Source organism: Bacillus sp. FSL K6-2839 (genome assembly GCF_038003365.1).
GTDB lineage: Bacteria > Bacillota > Bacilli > Bacillales > Bacillaceae > Bacillus.
The window spans coordinates 960,679-979,203 of sequence record NZ_JBBOOZ010000002.1 but is presented as its reverse complement, the minus strand read 5'-3'; the positions used below and the strand labels follow the sequence as shown (position 1 = coordinate 979,203).

General features: G+C 42.3%; 17 protein-coding genes and 1 riboswitch. Of the genes, 6 read left to right on the top strand and 11 right to left on the bottom strand.

What is annotated here, in order from left to right; all coding sequences use genetic code 11:
- The 7 genes from MHH26_RS19145 to MHH26_RS19115 all read right to left on the bottom strand — a co-directional run.
- The coding region (locus MHH26_RS19145; protein WP_340974402.1) for a condensation domain-containing protein at nucleotides 1–1,175 on the bottom strand (1,175 nt) is incomplete at its 3' end.
- A gap of 144 nt (nucleotides 1,176–1,319) precedes the next feature.
- Nucleotides 1,320–1,412, bottom strand: a riboswitch (cyclic di-GMP riboswitch).
- Nucleotides 1,413–1,781: 369 nt separating this feature from the next.
- The gene (locus tag MHH26_RS19140) at nucleotides 1,782–2,585 is read right to left on the bottom strand and encodes an ABC transporter permease (RefSeq protein WP_106031578.1); all 804 of its coding nucleotides are present in this window, start codon (nucleotides 2,583–2,585) and stop codon (nucleotides 1,782–1,784) included.
- Entirely contained in the window at nucleotides 2,578–3,447 is an 870-nt protein-coding gene (locus MHH26_RS19135; protein ID WP_060595513.1) for an ABC transporter permease, read from the bottom strand. Before MHH26_RS19135 ends, MHH26_RS19140 begins: the two co-directional genes overlap by 8 nt.
- Nucleotides 3,447–4,538 carry an ABC transporter ATP-binding protein gene (locus tag MHH26_RS19130; RefSeq protein WP_340974400.1) on the bottom strand — a complete coding sequence of 364 codons (1,092 nt, stop codon included), beginning with the start codon at nucleotides 4,536–4,538 and terminating at the stop codon, nucleotides 3,447–3,449. The genes MHH26_RS19135 and MHH26_RS19130 overlap by 1 nt, the downstream gene beginning before the upstream one ends.
- 8 nt (nucleotides 4,539–4,546) lie before the next feature.
- Nucleotides 4,547–5,632, bottom strand: coding sequence for an ABC transporter substrate-binding protein (locus MHH26_RS19125; protein ID WP_034664150.1), 1,086 nt, complete (start codon nucleotides 5,630–5,632; stop codon nucleotides 4,547–4,549).
- The gene (locus tag MHH26_RS19120) at nucleotides 5,629–7,614 is read right to left on the bottom strand and encodes a hydantoinase B/oxoprolinase family protein (protein WP_334750771.1); all 1,986 of its coding nucleotides are present in this window, start codon (nucleotides 7,612–7,614) and stop codon (nucleotides 5,629–5,631) included. The genes MHH26_RS19125 and MHH26_RS19120 overlap by 4 nt, the downstream gene beginning before the upstream one ends.
- The gene (locus tag MHH26_RS19115) at nucleotides 7,604–9,673 is read right to left on the bottom strand and encodes a hydantoinase/oxoprolinase family protein (RefSeq protein WP_334750770.1); all 2,070 of its coding nucleotides are present in this window, start codon (nucleotides 9,671–9,673) and stop codon (nucleotides 7,604–7,606) included. Before MHH26_RS19115 ends, MHH26_RS19120 begins: the two co-directional genes overlap by 11 nt.
- 367 nt (nucleotides 9,674–10,040) lie before the next feature.
- Between MHH26_RS19115 and MHH26_RS19110 the strand changes: the two genes are divergently transcribed.
- The 3 genes from MHH26_RS19110 to MHH26_RS19100 all read left to right on the top strand — a co-directional run bounded on the left by MHH26_RS19110 (nucleotide 10,041) and on the right by MHH26_RS19100 (nucleotide 12,800).
- Complete coding sequence (locus tag MHH26_RS19110; protein ID WP_034664156.1) at nucleotides 10,041–10,469, top strand: NucA/NucB deoxyribonuclease domain-containing protein; 429 nt, start codon at nucleotides 10,041–10,043, stop codon at nucleotides 10,467–10,469.
- 126 nt (nucleotides 10,470–10,595) lie between these two features.
- On the top strand, nucleotides 10,596–12,293 hold the full coding sequence (locus MHH26_RS19105) for a methyl-accepting chemotaxis protein (RefSeq protein ID WP_334750768.1): 1,698 nt from the start codon (nucleotides 10,596–10,598) through the stop codon (nucleotides 12,291–12,293).
- Nucleotides 12,294–12,413: 120 nt separating this feature from the next.
- Nucleotides 12,414–12,800, top strand: a complete 387-nt coding sequence (locus MHH26_RS19100; protein ID WP_340974396.1) for a competence protein ComJ — start codon at nucleotides 12,414–12,416, stop codon at nucleotides 12,798–12,800.
- Between the two features lies 1 nt (nucleotide 12,801).
- Here MHH26_RS19100 and MHH26_RS19095 read toward each other — a convergent pair whose 3' ends face one another.
- Together MHH26_RS19095 and MHH26_RS19090 are read right to left on the bottom strand one after the other, a co-directional pair.
- Complete coding sequence (locus MHH26_RS19095) at nucleotides 12,802–13,608, bottom strand: aminoglycoside N(3)-acetyltransferase (protein ID WP_307499020.1); 807 nt, start codon at nucleotides 13,606–13,608, stop codon at nucleotides 12,802–12,804.
- Between the two features lie 28 nt (nucleotides 13,609–13,636).
- Nucleotides 13,637–14,053 (bottom strand): Lrp/AsnC family transcriptional regulator, encoded by a 417-nt coding sequence (locus tag MHH26_RS19090; protein WP_034664465.1) that lies wholly within the window; start codon nucleotides 14,051–14,053, stop codon nucleotides 13,637–13,639.
- 115 nt (nucleotides 14,054–14,168) lie between these two features.
- Between MHH26_RS19090 and MHH26_RS19085 the strand changes: the two genes are divergently transcribed.
- Nucleotides 14,169–14,933 (top strand): MBL fold metallo-hydrolase, encoded by a 765-nt coding sequence (locus MHH26_RS19085; RefSeq protein WP_340974395.1) that lies wholly within the window; start codon nucleotides 14,169–14,171, stop codon nucleotides 14,931–14,933.
- Between the two features lie 51 nt (nucleotides 14,934–14,984).
- On the opposite strand, the gene MHH26_RS19080 is transcribed toward MHH26_RS19085, so the two are convergent.
- Nucleotides 14,985–15,314 (bottom strand): YckD family protein, encoded by a 330-nt coding sequence (locus tag MHH26_RS19080; RefSeq protein WP_340974439.1) that lies wholly within the window; start codon nucleotides 15,312–15,314, stop codon nucleotides 14,985–14,987.
- A gap of 181 nt (nucleotides 15,315–15,495) precedes the next feature.
- Between MHH26_RS19080 and MHH26_RS19075 the strand changes: the two genes are divergently transcribed.
- Nucleotides 15,496–16,368, top strand: coding sequence for a transporter substrate-binding domain-containing protein (locus MHH26_RS19075; protein WP_060595505.1), 873 nt, complete (start codon nucleotides 15,496–15,498; stop codon nucleotides 16,366–16,368).
- A gap of 12 nt (nucleotides 16,369–16,380) precedes the next feature.
- Nucleotides 16,381–17,058, top strand: coding sequence for an amino acid ABC transporter permease (locus tag MHH26_RS19070; protein ID WP_340974393.1), 678 nt, complete (start codon nucleotides 16,381–16,383; stop codon nucleotides 17,056–17,058).
- A gap of 46 nt (nucleotides 17,059–17,104) precedes the next feature.
- Here MHH26_RS19070 and MHH26_RS19065 read toward each other — a convergent pair whose 3' ends face one another.
- Complete coding sequence (locus tag MHH26_RS19065) at nucleotides 17,105–18,403, bottom strand: arsenic transporter (protein WP_307499016.1); 1,299 nt, start codon at nucleotides 18,401–18,403, stop codon at nucleotides 17,105–17,107.
- Nucleotides 18,404–18,525: the final 122 nt, after the last annotated feature.

Genomic DNA, 18,525 nt, shown 5'->3' with positions numbered 1-18,525 from the left:
GTCAATGTATCTGTATCCCAGCGGTCCTTTACATGGATTGAAATATCATTCATTCCACTCCCGCTAAAAATCGGTTCAGTAATAAAAGACAGATTCTCTTTTTTCTGCCACTGCATGACCTGGTATTCTAAAGAAATGTCAAAAAGGCGCCCTGTAAACCCTTCTCTTTCTCGCAAATCATTCATGAGGAGATTGTAAGGGTACTTTTGGTGACGCAAGATCTTCATTTGATCCGCCATAACCTGTTTTACGAAATCAAGAAATGTTTGCGACCCATGAACAGATGCACGCATTGGAATCGTGGAAACAAACATACCAATCATCTTTTTTTCTTTGGCATTCGTTCGGTTGCCCATAAAGGTTCCAAGAACAACATCCTCCATGCCGCTAAAACGATGTAAATATACATAAACAGTGGACATAAACATCGAGAGCATACTGACTTTCTGCTCTTCACAAAAAGCACGAAGTTTCTCCTTCAAAGAATCTGGAATATCCCCCGAAAATCGCTGCGCATGTAAACTCATCTCGTATCCCTTATGCGGTTTTAAAGAAGCGAAATCTGGAATATTGGCAAATTGCTCATTCCAAAAGGCTTGGTCTTTTTGAAATCGTTTAGAAGTTTCATAGCTTTGCTCACTCATGATGTGATCAACGAAGGAAATCTCCTCAACCGGTGAGATGTCTACCCCGTGCAGCATGTCCTGGTATAAGTCGATAATGCGATTTCCCATCAAGATAATCGAGATACCATCCGCCACAATATGATGTGCTTTACAGAACAGCCAGCACTCTTGATCACTGATTTGAAAGACCGTAAATTCAATCAAGGGGCTGTCAATTAACGGCATTGGCTCACGGATTTGCTCATTCGCCCAAGCCCTCACTTCTTCTTCACTCCAGCCCTTCTCCATGCGAATCGGCTGTTCTTCATAAGGCTTCATATATTGAACAGGCTCCTCCTGCTCATGTCGATACACCAGCCTCAAACGAAGGGAGTCAGTTTGGCGAATGTACGCTTGAAGCACGTCAACGACTAAAGATGGATCTAAACCTGATACCGATCTCAATCTGGCGAATCCACCCAAATTAGAAATACTTGTACCTTGATAAAATCTTTCCGTGTAGAATACTCGCTTTTGCGCATGTGTTAAGGGGTAATAAACTGTATTCATTCTTATCCTCCGCCTCTTTTATGTTTTCTCCACCAATGTGACACCCTGAACCCTCTATATCAAAAGAACCAAGTCTATTTGATTAAATAGACGCAATACGGAAAGAAGCCCACCCCGAATAAAACGGAGGGACTCCCATTTTGATTCGGTAACCTGCCGACCATAGTAAAAAAGCAACATTTACCTTAGGACATGGCTTTGCGTCTCTACGTTTCCATAGATTTGCCTTTTTCTTCTTTTCTTTTTAAATATTTTCTATTTACGTCCACTTTATATGAAATTATTGTTTTTTTCACCGAAAAATGGGTGTAAAGATTCATGCGTTATACCGAATGAATCACATGATAATTTACGATATTTACCGAAAATAACTAATAATAGTTGCGTTCAACCGAAAATAATCGACTAAATACCGCAAAAATTTCATGTTTCCCCTTAAAATTTGCAAATATGACCGAAAATGCAGGATAGAGGTCTCCTTTCACTCTCCAAAATTTCTTAAATCTTAAGAACTATATTCCCTGAAAAATTGAAAATATTTACCGTAAAAACAACACAAAAAGAGCTGCCATTTCAAATGACAGCTCCCTTGTTTCTTCATTATATTTACATCACCTTAGACAGGCCAATCGTTTTCTCAATGATGAGCAACGCAATGATAGAAATGATAATAAATATGACAGATATCGCATTGACACTCGGATCAAAGGTTTGCTCAATGTAATTAAACGTCCTGATGGGAATCGTAATGGTTTGGGGAGAGGAAACGAACAAACTGATCGATATTTCCCCAAATGACGTCACAGCTGAAAACACCCCGCCTGCAATAATTCCTGGCTTAATCAAAGGCAGCGTCACTCGAAAGAATGTGCGAATGGGTCCTGCGCCAAGATTCATTGAAGCTAGCTCAAGCCGCGGGTCCAAATTCGAGACACTGACGCCTACTGTTCGAACCACATAGGGAAAGCCAATAATGACGTGACCTATGACAAGCGCCCACAAAGATCCCGTAAACCCCATAGCCGTAAACAAATAAAGCATGGCAATCCCCAACACTACCTGAGGAATCATAAGTGGTGACAAAATGAAGGCTTGGATGGCCTCCTTTCCCTTAAAGGAAAGCCTCGCTAAAGCATACGAAGCCATCGTGCCTAAAAGAACCGTGAGCGGCGTTACGATGAATAGCAAAATCACACTGATACGCAGAGACTCCATCCATTCTGGATTCGACACAACCTCTTGAAACCAACGAACGGAGAACGAAGTCGGCGGAAATTCAGGAAAGGCATTTGGACTAAAAGCAGATAGGACGATGACAAGAACAGGTATGGTTAAAAAGAGATAAACCAATGACCCAGCAGTCCAAATCAGGATTGAAAGCAAGCGGTCACCTAATGATTTTTTACGCATGCATCCTCGCCTCCCAACGCTTCAATAGATAGCTTAATAAACTGACCACCACAAGCACACAAACCAATAACGTAAAGGACATCGCTGCAGCAAGAGGCAAGTTATACACCTGCATGACCTGCTGATAAATAGACAGCGGCAGCAGAGGCTGCATCCTTCCGCCGACTAACAGCGGGGTGATATAGCTCCCAGCCGCCAGTGAAAAGACAATAATAGCTCCAGTCACCATACCTGGAATGGTCAGTGGAAAGGTCACATGAAAGAAGGTTCGAATACGTCCAGCTCCTAGACTCATAGAAGCCGGTCGTAAATGACGATCCATATCGGTTAAGCTCGTCGCGATAGGCAGCACTGCAAAAGGCAGCATGACCTGAACATAAGCAATAATCACCGCATTCATATTCCACAGCATAGAGAGCGGCTTTTCAATCACATGTAAATCTAATAACATGCCATTGATCAGACCATTTTGCGAAAGAAGGACAATCCATGCAAACGTCCGAATCACAACACTTGTCAAAAGCGGCGAGACAAGTAAGATATAGAAAAATGCCCGCAAACGCGGATGAGGTGCCTTGACAAGCACGTATGCTGCGGGGTATGCCATCAATAAACAAATCACCGTTGTCTGCAAGGCTACCCACACTGTACTTCCAATCGCCTTCACATACGCATCTGTCGTGAACACATGAATATATTGAGAAAAGCTATATGTTTGTAATGTATTCATCATTGAATCCACATCGCGAAAACTGAGGACGAACATCATCACAAGCGGCGCTAGTAGAAATACAACAAGAAACAAACACGCAGGCAGCAGCATGAACCAATGAAATCGCTGATTCTTTTTCTTGATACGCATCACGTATGCACCTTCGAATCTAGGAAAACGATATCTTCAGGCTGCCAATTGATATGAATTGCTTCTCCAGCTTTCGGCAGTTCAGGAAATGCTGCATCAGAAGCATGGACAATCATTTCACCGCTATCGAGCCCCACCACTAAACGTAATGAGTGACCAATATAACTGACATCTGCCAGCACACCTGATACAAGGTTGGGCTGAACGTCTTCCCACTCAGAAGATATGCTGATTCTTTCTGGACGGAGCATGAGTAAATGATTCCCCTTCTTCTCTTGGTGTGCCGCAGCCTTTAACTCAACATGCTGCCCGTTTGACTGGGTTAAATGAGGAACGATAAATGCAGCTTTAGCTTCATCATATACTGCTTCAAATAGGTTCACCTGCCCGATAAATTCAGCAACAAATCGATTGTTTGGCTGGCGATACACCTCTAAAGGCGTCCCAATCTGCTGGATTCTTCCCTCACCTAAAATCCCAATCCGATCAGAAAGGCTTAATGCTTCCTCTTGGTCATGGGTCACGAGGATGGTTGTAATTCCGACATTCCTTTGAATATTTCGAAGCTCTGTCTGCATATTTTTTCTAAGTTTTGCATCTAGGTTACTGAGCGGTTCATCAAGAAGAAGAACAGACGGCTGAATCGCAAGCGCCCTTGCAATCGCTACCCGCTGCTGCTGTCCACCACTTAATTGATGCGGCATACGTTTCGCAAACGCCTCTAATTGCACAAGAGACAAACATTCCATTACTTTCTCTTTGATTTCTGCCTTCTTTTTCTTTTGAACCTTTAACCCGTACGCCACATTATCAAATACGGTCAGATGCGGAAAGAGTGCATAGCTTTGAAAAACCATACCCGTTTTTCTTTGATAGGGCGGTAAAGTCGTCACATCCTGATCACCAATATAGACGACACCTTTTGTTGGCTCTAAAAAACCGCCAATGATGTTTAATAACGTTGATTTTCCGCAGCCGCTAGGGCCAAGAAGGGAGAAAAACTCTCCCTCATTCACCGTAAGACTGACATCGTTAAGAGCAGTCTGCTCGCCGAAATGCTGGCTGATATGTTCTAAATGGATTCCACTCATGCGATCACCTATTTTCCTCCGCCTAATACTTCGTTCCATCGATTTGTCCAATTGCCAAGCTCTGAAGTTGCTGTTTCGTAATCTACCCAAGTCAGCTTGCTATAATAATTCTCTCCAACCTTGACCTTCCCCTTAATCTTGTCACCGTATTTCACATCAGAATTCGACATGCCATAATAAGATTTTTCCGAGAAAGCCTCCTGAGCTTCTTTTCCACTTAAATAGTTTAATAGTTTGTAAGCCGCTTCTTCATGCTGACTTCCCTTCGTTAAAGCCCAGCTCGCAACAGCTGCAACAGCGCCTTCTTTCGGATATGAGAAACCAATATCCATTCCTTCTTCTTCAAGTGCAAATACTCGTCCATCCCAATATGGAACTGCTGCCACGTCACCACGTTCTAACAAGGTTTGAATAGACCCTGGATTATCTGGAAAAGCAGCTACATGTCCTTTTAATTGTGAAAGGCTTTTAAAGGCTTTATCAATATCCTTAGGATTTGATTCTGTCCCCCCTTGAGCATGGACAAGCGCAGAGAAAAATTGCAAACCGGCTGAATAAGTCGGAGATGATATCGCCACCTTCCCTTTTAGCTGACTGCTCCATAGGTCTGTCCAGCTGTTTGGTTCCTGCTTCACAAGATCTTTTCGATAAGCAATTCCTAGCTGCCCCATGCTAAAGCCTGCTGCATATTGTTTCCCATCAATAGTGAGCTTCTTTTGGACAGAACGGTAAAGTTTTTTGACATTCGGTGCTTGCTCTTCGTCAATGGGCGCAAGAACGTTTGCTGCAATACCTCTTTGAATCGTATCAGGCTGTAAAATAAGCAGGTCATACGGTGGATTTTTTCCATTGGACGCTTTTAATTTCGTAAACCATTCAGAATCCGCTCCAGAGACGGTTTGGACTTTAATTCCCGTATCTTTTTCAAACTTTTCGAGGATTGGTTTGATATTCTTTTCCCAATCGCCTCCGTATACGCCAACGATCACAGTCTGCTGCTGTTTACCTTGATCCTGTCCATTTCCACCGCAAGCTGTCAGCAGTAGAATCATTGATAGTACACCTGCAAAAATAGTGATTAATCTTCTTTTCATGATTGATTTCCCCCTTTTTGTCCATCCATATGACGAAGTGCTTGAATAATATCTTTCTTTGTTAACGGCTCATTTCTATGACTGAAATGTTGATGAACTGCATGTTTATAATGCGTACGTTCATTAGCTGGGTAAGAACGCAGCTGCACGGCAAGCTCGCTGCTGGCTTCATCCGTCCATACTTTCTCATAAGCTTCTCTGTGTTCTCCGAAATCCCACATGATATCAGCAGGATGATCAACCTTTTCACGAAGCTTATTCGTTTGCTTTTCATCAATCTTCCATTCATTTTGGTCTAGATACACTTTAACGCCATATTGCTGCAGCGCTCTTTCTTCACTTAATAGACCTGCTTCCACTTCCTGAAGGACTTTTTCTTTCTTTCTAGCAAATGGATTTCCCCAGCCGCCTCCACTTGGTGATATTAATTGCACAATATCGCCTTTTTCAAGACGCAGAACATCTATTTTTGGCTGGTCTTGTTTTTCACCTTTTGCTGTGATCAGCTTGACCTCACCAACAGCTCCTGCTCGGCCGCCCATTAACCCCCAAGGCTGAAACTTCATTCGTTCCATTCCTCGTGCGGTCACCATAGATTCAGGCTTGATCATTTCAAATTCCAAACCAATCGCATGTCCACCTCTGTTTTCTCCTGCCCCGCCTGTGTTCGGCAAAAGCTCATATCGGTGAACATGAATATCAATATGCTGTTCTAAACTCTCAATGGGTGTATTTTTCAAAAAGCCAGATGAATGATCAATGCCATCTACTCCATCAGTTCCATTTTGAGCACCGCCGCCTCCGCCTAATGGTTCGACAACAGACATTTTCCTGCCACCTGTTTGAACATCAGGAACAGAGAGAACAACAATAGCAGATTGACCTGCACCTGCTGCCGGCACTGCTTCAGGTAACAGCTTACCAATGGCGCCTAGCACGACATTATACAGCCTCATCGTAATCGAATGCCGAATACCAACAGAGGCCGGGTATTCTGGATGCACCAGCGTCCCTTTAGGTGAAATCACTTCAATCGGATATGTTATTCCGCCATTAATCGGTATAAAGGGATCTTTACTAATAATGTAATTAATCAACCCTTGATATAGGAAGGAATGCTTCTGACCATTGGTGACAAGGTTAAAAGCTGTTTTCACTTGAGGGTCACACTCAGAAAAATCAAGAATCAGCCGCTTTCCTTTCACCGTTAACTTGATTTTCAAACGGATCGGCACATCCGAGATCATATCATCATCTAAATAATCAGCGAATTCACTCGTTCCATTCGGAATGGCTTCAATGACCTTTCCTGCACGAATCTCAGCTTGCTTCAGCAGGTCCATCATTCCTTGTTTCACTTCATTTTTTCCAAATTTGCCGATCATTTCTTTTAACCGAATTTCTGCTGTATTTACTGCAGCAATCATCGCATTGATATCCCCATCATTTAAATGACTGGCTCGGCTGTTGGCTCTTAATAAGGTCCGAACGACCTGATTCTCTTTCCCGCCTTCAGAAATTTTCACTGGCGGGATTCTTAATCCTTCTTGATGGACATCTGTTGCTGTCGGTGAAATACTCGAAGGCACAAGTCCGCCCACATCACTCACATGAACAAAAGACCAAGCATAGCTGACAATTTCACCATCTACGAAAATTGGCTTAATGATATGGACATCCGGCAGGTGAGTCGCTAAACCATCTGTCGTATAAGGGTCATTTGTGATGATAATATCTCCCGGCTGCATCGCCCCGCTCTCTTCAATCGCTTTTTTAAGACTCAGCCCTAAAAAGATCGTTACACCCACTGTCTTCGGATAAACAAAGAAATCTCCAGAAGGCGTGGCTAACGCTGTCGCAAAGTCAGCTGATTCTTTGACGAAAGTCGTAAAAGACGTCCGTTCAATGACATGTCCCATGCCAGACGCAATTGCATTAAAATAACTGCGCATCATCTCAAGCTTTGCTGGATCAGTTCTCATGTAAAGCCGCCTCCCTTGAAATCACCAAGTTCCCTGATTGATCAATGCTGCCTGTCCAATTTGGCAGAATCAATGTTGTCGTATCATCCTGCTCAATAATGGCAGGTCCATTGATGACAGAACCTACTGACAAAGTATCTCTGTAATAAATAGCTGCTTCATGGTCTTTTTCTTCTATAAAGATTCGCCTGTATTCATATGGCTTCAAAGATTGTCCGCTGCTTTCATGAACAGGTGTGAAAGGCAGCGGCGGCGTCTCGCCTATGACTCGAACTCGTAAATGAGTAAACTCGATGTTCGCCTGATCATCTCTATGACCATATTGACGCTGATGCAGTTTGTGAAAGGCTTCAATGAGTTGGTGGATATCTTGTTCTTGCTTCAGCCATTCAGCTGATAATGGTAATTCAATCTCAAAGGCTTGTCCTTGATAACGTGCATCTGCCAATAATAGAATGGATGTCTGTTTAATATGCTGAATGTTCTGCCGACTGAACCAATCAGTCGCTTTTCGCGAAAGCATCTCAAAATCTTGTTTTAGTTGATCTATCGAGTAGTCTTGTAAGCATATTTTCTTCGACAGCACCGCATCATGAATAAAATCAGCGGTCAGAGCACCTAATGCACATAATGTTCCTGGACTTGGAGGAACGACCACGTTTTTCGCATGGATTTCTCGAGCAAGGAAATTCGCCACAACCGGTCCTGCTCCGCCAAATGCTAGTAAACTAAAATCTCTTGGGTCAAACCCTTGCTGCTCCATGACATTGCTTAATTCTGTGTACATATTGGCGACAGCTACTTGGATCAGCTGGTCAGCCGCTTCTTCTACCGTTTTGTTGAGCTGGTCAGCAATTGGTTGAAAGGCCTTTTCCGCCGCGGACAGCTGTAGGTGTAAATGTCCTCCGGCAAAACGCTCTTGATTGAGATAACCGCATATGAGGAACGCATCAGTTAAGGCAGCTTTCTTTCCCTTACCATACGAAGCTGGTCCCGGCTGTGAGCCAACTGATTCTGGTCCTGCTTTGAGAAGCCCGCCCTGATCAATCCACGCGACAGAACCTCCGCCTGCCCCTATTGAATACATCGCAACAGATGGAAGAATGATAGGAAAACCTGAAAGCTGATTAGACTGAGCCATTGTAGGCTGCCCCTTTTGAATAATGGAGATATCTGCACTCGTCCCCCCTACATCAAAAGTGATCAGGTTGGATTCGTTTGCAGAGGCTGCGATTCTTGCCGCACCAATGACACCAGCTGCTGGACCAGAAAAAAGTGTTTTAACAGGTGAAGTTGCTGCACTTTCTGCATCCATTAAACCACCATTTGATTGTGTAATGTATGGAGAAATTGGTACACCTTCTTCTTTCAAACGGCTTTTCAATGTTTGTAAATACTGTTTTACCTTTGGTTGAATGTACAAATTGACAACAGACATCACAGTACGCTCGTATTCTCTCATTTGAGGCCATAATTCAGATGAAGTAAGGACTTCTAATTGCGGATAATGGTGTTTGATATAGGCTTTTGCCTGTAATTCATGAACTGGATTTTGATAACTATGTAAAAAAGAAATGACAATACCTGCTAGCCTTTTAGACATGACCTGCTGGACAGCATGATCTAATTGCTGCAGATGGAGAGGTTTTTTGATCGTACCATCGTGTATCAACCTTTCAGAGATTGGGTATACATGCTTTCGTGGTATCAATGGTTCCGGCAAACGAGAATTGAAGTCATAAGGAATGGGTAATCGTAAACGTTGTAGTGATAATATGTCTTGAAAGCCTTCCGTCACAAAAAGGGCTAAATCTGCTCCTTTCCGCTGCAATAATGTATTAAGACCGATTGTCATTCCATGTACGAGATATTGGATTTTAGATAAATCAACACCTCTGTCTTTTAGAAGTTTTAGCCCATTGATAATTCCCTGGGCTGGGTCGTCAGTCACTGTGGGTGTTTTGAGTTCAGTCAGCGCCCCTGTTGCTTCATTCATCAGCGATAAATCAGTAAATGTTCCTCCTATGTCTATACCAAGCCGATAAGAGACATCCGCCATTTGTACTCCCCTCCTGCAATGTAAATAGAATCATATTTTGATAAATTACGACATTTTTTGATATTTGACTCCATATTATTAAAGCATATCGGTCTAGTCAATTTTATTTTTTAAAAATTTCTGTGTGTTAAATTCTTGAAATTAGCCCAAAAAGCAGTGATAAAGCCATTTTGATAAAGCATAATCTTTTTTTGACCAGCAAAATTAAAATTTTTATGAAATTTTACAAATATGAAAAGCATGAAAACGGATAAAAACCGTTTTTCGAACTTTAAAAGGCGTTTTTTCAAAACCAGGAGAAATTGGTAAGTAATTCTGCTATACTTCTGTTTACAAAATACGCAAACAAGAAAGAGAGCTAGCATCTATGAAACTTCTTAAAATCATTCTCTTGCTTTTACTAATCGTCGTTGGTGTAGCAACAGGCTATATTCAACTGGAGCAAAGTAAACAAGAGACGACGAATTCATCTTATGACAAAACCATTCACTTCCCATCAGATCGTTACCCAGAAACCGCGAAGCACATAGAAGAGGCAATTGATGAAGGCCATTCATCCGTATGTACGATTGACCGTAAACATAGCGATGAACAGAGAGACCAATCACTTCATGGCATCCCAACAAAGCGCGGGTATGATCGGGACGAATGGCCGATGGCGATGTGTAAGGAAGGAGGAACAGGAGCTTCTGTCAAATATATCAGTCCTTCAGATAATAGGGGAGCAGGCTCATGGGTCGGTCATCAATTATCCGATGATCCTGACGGCACAAGAATACAATTTATCATCGATTAACGCCATTTCCCTTTTCTATCTAAAAAAATTTTCTCGTAACTGCATAAAGGTATTTCAAACATTTTTTTCATGCCGATAATCCTTAAGGAGGTTTAACCTACCTTATACCTAAAGGAGTCAAAAAGCATGAAAAAAAAGGGAAAACTGAGGCTTGGTGCCAAAATTTTGCTGATCTTTTTAAGTGTCCTCATCATCTTTTCAGCAGTTGTTGGTTATGTGGTGAATCGCGAAATGACAGAAAACATCAAGCACATGGCCACTGAAAAAGCAAAAGGTGATTTAAAGCTAGGCTATGCCTACCTAGATGAAAAAGTGGCAGGCTCATGGCAGATAAAAGATGGCAAGCTTTATAAAGGGGATACCCAAATCAATGATCATGATACATTGGTTGACCAATTAGCTGAATATACCGATGATACCATCACAATTTTCCAAGGGAATACCCGTGTCGCAACGAATGTCATGTTAAACGGAAAACGAGCTGTCGGTACAGAAGTCTCACCTGAAGTGAAGGCCACTGTATTAGATAAAGGAGAAAACTATTACGGCACAGCAAATGTTGCCGGGAAAGACTATCAAACGGCTTATATGCCGATCAAAAATGAAGCAGGCAAAACGATTGGTATTTTTTATACGGGCGCCAATCAAAGCGTGATTTCACAAATGCTTCAGTCATTCTATATTCAATTTGTCATTGTTCTGTTGTTAAGTTTAATTGTTGCAGTTATCATTATTTCTATTTTCACAAATCGGTTTCAGTCACGCCTCAAGTGCATAGCTTCTGCCATTAAAAGTGCCGGCGAAGGAAATTTAACCATCAATGTGTCGGATACGGCAGGCGATGAACTGTCTGACCTGGCTGGTCATTTCAATAAGATGCGGGAAAAATTAAATCAAACCATTCTTAATGTCATGAACACATCTGAATTAGTGGCCACCTCATCTGAGCAGCTTTCAGCTAGCGCAGAAGAAACAAGTGCAGCATCAGAAAAAATCACCCACAGTATTCAAGAAGTAGCTCAATCATCAGAAGAACAATCAGCTCAAATGACAACAAGTGAGCACACGATGATTCAAGTATCTAACGAGCTGGCAAACATCACGGAAAATGCGGAACAAATGGCTTCAAGAAGTCAATTTGCACAAGAAATGGCCCTAAAAGGTGTACAGAATATTGGGGAAGTAAACTCACAAATGACATCTATTGCAAAATCAATAGAGGAAAATGGGACAGCCATTCAAGCATTAGAAACACGTTCAGCTGAAATTGATCATATTTCCAATGTTATTACAGACATCGCTAATCAGACAAACCTGCTTGCTCTTAACGCAGCAATTGAAGCAGCACGAGCAGGCGAGCATGGAAAAGGTTTTGCGGTTGTCGCAGACGAAGTGAGAAAGCTCGCTGAAGAATCTCAAGCATCATCAAATATGATTTCCCATCTCATTTCTGAAATCCAAAAAGAGATGACTCATTCGACGAATGCCATCAAACGAGTAAAAGAGGAAGCGGCTCAAGGGACTGTACTTATTTCTCATACAGAAGAATCATTTATTGATATTCAACAGTCAATGAGAGAAATGGCAGATGGCATCAAGCATTTATCTAGTGCATCACAAAAAATCGCAGCTTATACAAACGATGCGAAACAATCCTTTGCCACTATCACAGAAGGCGTTAAACTAACGAGTGAACATTCACAGCAAGTAGCCGGTTTAACAGAAGAACAATTTGCCGCAATGGAAGAAGTAACAGCATCATCAGAAGCTCTTGCCCATTTAGCAGGAGATTTAAAAGCAATGGTTTCGCAATTTCACATCTAGATTCCTCAAATAGAAGCGCAAGACGGCGACAATCGTCTTGCTGCCTAACATTCTCTTCAAGAATCATTCTTTCAACCATTCACATTCCAACGAAAATCTATGTATAAAGGAGTTTTTTAAATGAATAAGTTAAACCAAGCCTATTCCCTATCTATCTCTTATCACCAAATCACCGTATACACCGGAAGCAAAACACCACCTGTGATTGATTGGTCAGATGATGACATTCTTCAAGGATTCGCCATGGGAGATCAGGGTGTGTCCTTTGAAGGGGTCAACAACGGAAAAGCATCTATTACTGTAACTTTAAATAGCGATATGCCCCCAGCCTCGGCTGACAGAACAGTTACAGTGCCTTTTACGCATGCAAGCGATCAAGTTTATATCACAAGCGTCATGGCTCAGGTGCTGTCTTTCCCTATTCCAAAGGGAGACTATCAGCTCACCTGCTATACCTCACAGCAGCCTGATCAAGACCTTTATCTTATAAATTTCCAAACTGTGTAGATCACGACTGATCGTACAAATCAAGCCACTTTTCCGCAAAGTCTACTGATTCTCTCACCGGCAATAAATATGAACTGGCAAGTCCGATTTGACCGTGATCATGAGTGCCTCCTGATTGCAGAAAATCACGACCGATCTGCTCAAATAGTTCTTCTCTTGTGATAATATCTTGGTACTCTTTCCATACCCTCCAACCATTTTCTAAGATGGGAGCTCCTCTTGTCATGAGGTCTTGCTGAGGGATGCGATATTCAGCGAGATGGAAAGCTGTCAGGCTCTCAAATGACGTACCAATCAGCAGCACCTGAGCCTGAAGATCATACATGCGGGCTAGAGGCGAATGTTCTCCTAATCCAAAAGAAAGTGCGTGGTGTTTCAGAAGCTCATGTTTCCTTTTGCCCCAGGCTGTGAATGAAAAATGAGGATGATTGCTTCTCGCCACGCCTGGATATTTCCAAAACGTTTCCGCTACCTTTCCCATTGCTGTTGGTGTCGTGTATGCTGGATCAAATGCAGGCATCGTCTCTTTGATCGATTTCCACCACGAAAAAGGAACAGGCGGATCGATCCAATCAGCGGGATCAGAAAGCTCTAACGTTTGTGCCGGCATGATCAGTGTCCCCTCTTCTGATAAGGTTTCCATCAATGCTTGTATGAGGGCAACAGCGCCTCCGTTTACCCAGCCGATAGATGATAAAGATGAGTGAACACATAAAATCATGCCTTTTTTCACACCAAGTTGAACCAAGTCTGCTTTGATTCTTTCCTTTGTCATCGGTTCAGCTTGATTTTTGATTAATTTTTTCATCGTTCCTTTTCCTCCTGCGTCTCTTCTATTACTGATGAATGAGACGTTTAACCGCAATAGACAGTTTATAATTTGCGTAATTTGTCAGCTCCGTTAAAAACAGATCCAGTTCATCATGACTGGAAAAATGGCCTTCAGCCATATAACAGCCCTCACCACTTATTTTAAATAAGTTCTTGATCTCTTCCTGTTGGTCGAGAAACGACAGAAGTGGTTCGTGATGATGACTGCGGGTATAGAGCTGCATAAATGTTTGGATGGTCTTTTGAGTCCGCCAGTCAATCGAAATGGTATATGCTTCAATCACACCCTCTTCTTCAAGCTTTAACACACGATTTGCAACAGCTTGACCGGTTAAATGAACTTTTTCACCTAGTGCTTTCATGGTCAATCGACTGTTTTTAGAGAGCTCTTTTAATATATCCATATCGGTTTGGTCTAACATTGGCTCACCTCTTTCAAAAATCAAGTCCTTCTGCTGAAAGACTTTCATTACCCTCTGTCATATGGAACTCTTTTAATATACTGTAAACTTAATCAGAAAAAAAGGAGGCCTTTTCATGAAAATCACGCTCATTCGGAATGCTACTTTATACCTTCAATATGGTCAGGCAACTTTCTTCATTGATCCCTTTTTAGCAGCAAAAGGAACATATCCACCGTTTCCTCATACAGCCAATCAACATTTGAACAATCCCATTGTTGATCTGCCTGTAAACATTGATTTAGACAACATGCTTCACCCAGATGCTGTCTTACTCACTCATTTGCACGTGGATCACTTTGATGACGAGGCAAAACAGAAATTAGCTCAAGACCAGCCCATTTATACGCAATCGGAGAATGACAAAAAAGAAGTTGAAGAAGCCGGTTTCCAGCATGTCACATGCATTGAAGACGAAATAGATATTTGCGGTGTTCATATTAAGCGGACAGGTGGACAGCATGGGACAGGAGAAACAGCGAAGCGGATGGGACAGGTCAGCGGTTTTGTTTTCTCTCACCCTGATGAACCTACCCTTTACATTGCAGGTGATACCATTTGGTGTGATGAGCCGAAGGAGGTTGTCAATACATGCAAGCCAGATGTCATTGTGGTTAATAGCGGAGCTGCTCAATTTTTAGAAGGCGATCCGATTACCATGACAAAGGAAGACATTTTAGACGTTCACCGTTCTCAGCCAAAAGCACAAATTGTCGCTTGTCACCTTGAGGCAGTGAACCATTGCTTGCTAACAAGAGCTTCTTTACAAGCTTACATTCAGGAGCATCAAGCAGAACAAGCCATTTTTGTCCCTAAAGATGGTGAAAGCCTCACCTTCTGAATAGATTCATAAACAATAAAAAAACCGGCACCTCGCTGCCGGTTTCAATCATTATGGTCGATGGTGCTGTGGTTTTTTCAGCAATGGAACGAATCCGTTATTTTCCAAATGATTGTAATGTTCATCCATTCGTTTGGTAATATGTGTACCTTGTTCCTTTGTTAACACACCATATTGAACGTATTTCTCAATCACTTCTTTTCGTTTAGAAAGAATTTGCTGCTCAAGCATTTCAATTTGTTTTTGTTGTTCTGTCGTTAATTTTACTTGATGCGTTACTGGACGCTTTTCCATTTGGGGTGTTTCACCATGAGCTGTTTCCATATAAAAACCAGTCAACAGCATCATCCATAATATGATAAAGCCACTTACTTTTTTCATCATTGTTATTCCCTCCTTTATTCGCAATTATTTTGTACGCACCTTCCTTTTTTATACATTATTTCACCAAGCAAATTGCACATAATATTCTTACTTTTTCGCTTTTCTTCTGAAAACGTTGTCCTAACAGAAAAAGCGTGCTATGTTTTGTTTTGTATAAAAAATAGAGGAGGATTCTTAAATGAGTCGTTTTTATCATAGAAAATCGATATGGTTGATGCTTGTTGTGTCTGCTTTCATACTTGTCATGTCTGCTTGCAGTCAATCAAGCTCTTCTCAGTCTGGAGATTCAAAGTGGGATGAGATTCAAAAGAAAGGGAAAATCGTGGTTGCTACTTCAGGCACCCTTTATCCAACGTCATATCATGATACATCTAATGGCAAGGATCAATTGACTGGTTATGAAGTGGAAGTGGTCAAAGAAGCGTTTAAACGCCTTGATGTGAAAGTAGAATTTAAAGAAATGGGCTATGATGGCATGCTGAGCGCCATTAATTCTGGTCAAGTGGATGCCGCTGCAAACGACATTGACATCACAGATGACAGAAAAGATAAGTTTGCCTTTTCAACTCCTTATAAATATTCCTATGGCACGGCGATCGTACGAAAAGATGATTTGTCTGGCATTAAGACGTTAAAAGATTTAAAAGGAAAGAAAGCAGCTGGAGCTGCCACAACGATTTACATGGATGTCGCTCGCAAGTACGGTGCGAAGGAAGTCATTTATGATAATGCGACAAACGAGCAATACTTAAAGGATGTCGCTAATGGTCGTACAGATGTCATTCTAAATGATTATTACTTGCAGACACTAGCTCTTGCTGCATTCCCGAAATTAAATATTACGATTCACCCTGACTTAAAATACATGCCAAACGAACAAGGTTTTGTGATGAAGAAAGACAACACAGAGCTTCAAAAAGAATTAAATCGTGTCTTAAAAGACATGAAAAAAGACGGAACCATGAAAAAGATTTCCGAAAAATTCTTTCATCATGCAGACGTCTCAAAGAAAATAGATGCTGATGTCGAAGATGTCGACATTTCTAAATAAGGAGCCGCAATCGTGGGAGATATTCATTTAGAATATATATTTAATCCTGCACTGGCAAAGTCGTCATTTCCATTTGTCATGAAAGGCATCTGGCTGACGCTGCTCATTTCCTTTGTGAGCATGTTTTTTGGTACAATTCTTGGCTTTTTTATTGCGCTTGCCAGAATGGCGAACACGTGGATGCTTCGCCTTTCTGCACGGTTGTATATCTCATTCATGCGAGGCGTGCCCATTCTGGTGATTTTGTTTATTCTTTATTTTGGATTCCCTTATATCGGGATTGAGTTTACAGCGGTCACCGCTGCCATTATTGGGTTCAGCTTCAATAGCGCTGCCTATATTGCAGAAATCAATCGGGCGGCCCTCTCCTCTGTTCCGAGTGGACAGGTGGAAGCTGCCAAGTCACTAGGTCTCAGCTATTGGCAAACGATGCGCGGTGTCATTTTACCTCAATCTGTCCGCATCGCACTTCCGCCATTGACCAATGTCATGCTCGATTTAATCAAAGCCTCCTCACTGGCTGCGATGATTACTGTACCCGAGCTCTTCCAGCAAGCAAAAATTGTAGGTGGACGCGAATTCGATTATATGACCATGTATATTTTGGTCGCACTCATTTACTGGGGCATTTGCAGCGTAGTCTCATTGCTTCAAGACTTTTTAGAAAAGCGCTATGCGAAATATCTGTAATAAAGGAGAGCAGATCTCATGGATCTGCTCTCCTTTGTATTTAGCTTTAATGTATCAGCCATAACCACACATATAACCCTAGTAAAGTAAGGATCAAGGTTGGGATGGTCAGGATGATTCCGGCTTTCATGTATGCACCCCAAGAAATATGGACGCCCTTTTTCTTGAGAACATGAAGCCACAGCAATGTCGCCAATGAGCCGATAGGGGTCATTTTCGGACCAAGGTTGGAGCCGATGACATTGGCATAAATCAGTCCGTCTCTCATGACGCCTGCTGTATCTGTATGACCGATCGCAATCGCATCGATTAACACAGTGGGCAGATTGTTCATGACAGAGGACAGCACTGCGGCAAGCACGCCCATAAACATCGTTCCCGCAAGCAAGCCATGCGATGCGCCTTGTTCGATCCATGCCGCCAATATTTCTGTGAGACCGACATTCTTCAGTCCATATACGACGACATACATGCCAATTGAGAAAAAGACTATGGACCACGGTGCTTCTTTTATGACGCGTTTTGTCGCCACTTGCGGACTTCTTCTCGCCAGCCACAAGAAGACAAGGGCAATACCGCCCACAATGATGGAGACCGGAACCCCAATGAGTTCCCCTGCAAAATAACCGACAAGCAGACAGCCGAGCACATACCAAGACAACCGGAACATGCGGATATCTCGAATAGCTGATGCCGGCTCTTTCGCTTGTGACAGATCGTATGTTTTTGGGATGAGCTTCCGGTAAAACACATAAAGCACTAGCATGCTCGCTCCAAGCGATACAAGGTTTGGCACGAACATGTTTGCTGTATATTCTAGAAATCCAATATGAAAATAGTCGGCTGATACGATATTGACCAAGTTACTAATCACAAATGGCAAGGAGGTTGTATCTGCAATAAAGCCGCTTGCCATCACAAAAGGCAGGATCATCCGCTCATCCAGCTTTAACGCTCTCACCACAGACAAGACGATCGGGGTCAGAATCAGTGCCGCTCCATCGTTCGCAAAAAAAGCAGCCACGACAGCGCCGAGCAATGTTAAATAAATAAACATGCGGACACCGTTCCCTTTTGCGGCTTTTGCCATATGCAGTGCAGCCCATTCGAAAAACCCAATTTCATCTAAAATTAACGAAATAATAATGATGCCAATAAACGCAAATGTCGCGTTCCATACTATATGCGTCACTTCCCACACATCGCCCAGATGAACGACACCAAAGGCAAGTGCAAGAATGGCGCCTCCACATGCTGACCATCCAATGGTTAAACGTCCTGGCTGCCAAATGACAAGGACGAGGGTCAGGATAAAAATCAAAATGGCCAAGGTGACTGCTCCCAAAGGTGGCCCCCCTTTCACTCTTCTCATAAAATCCTTATCTATCATACAACGTAACGCAGCAGTTGTATGCCATTTTCACATGAAAACCCGCAGGTGATCCCGGGCACCTGCGGATTCGATGA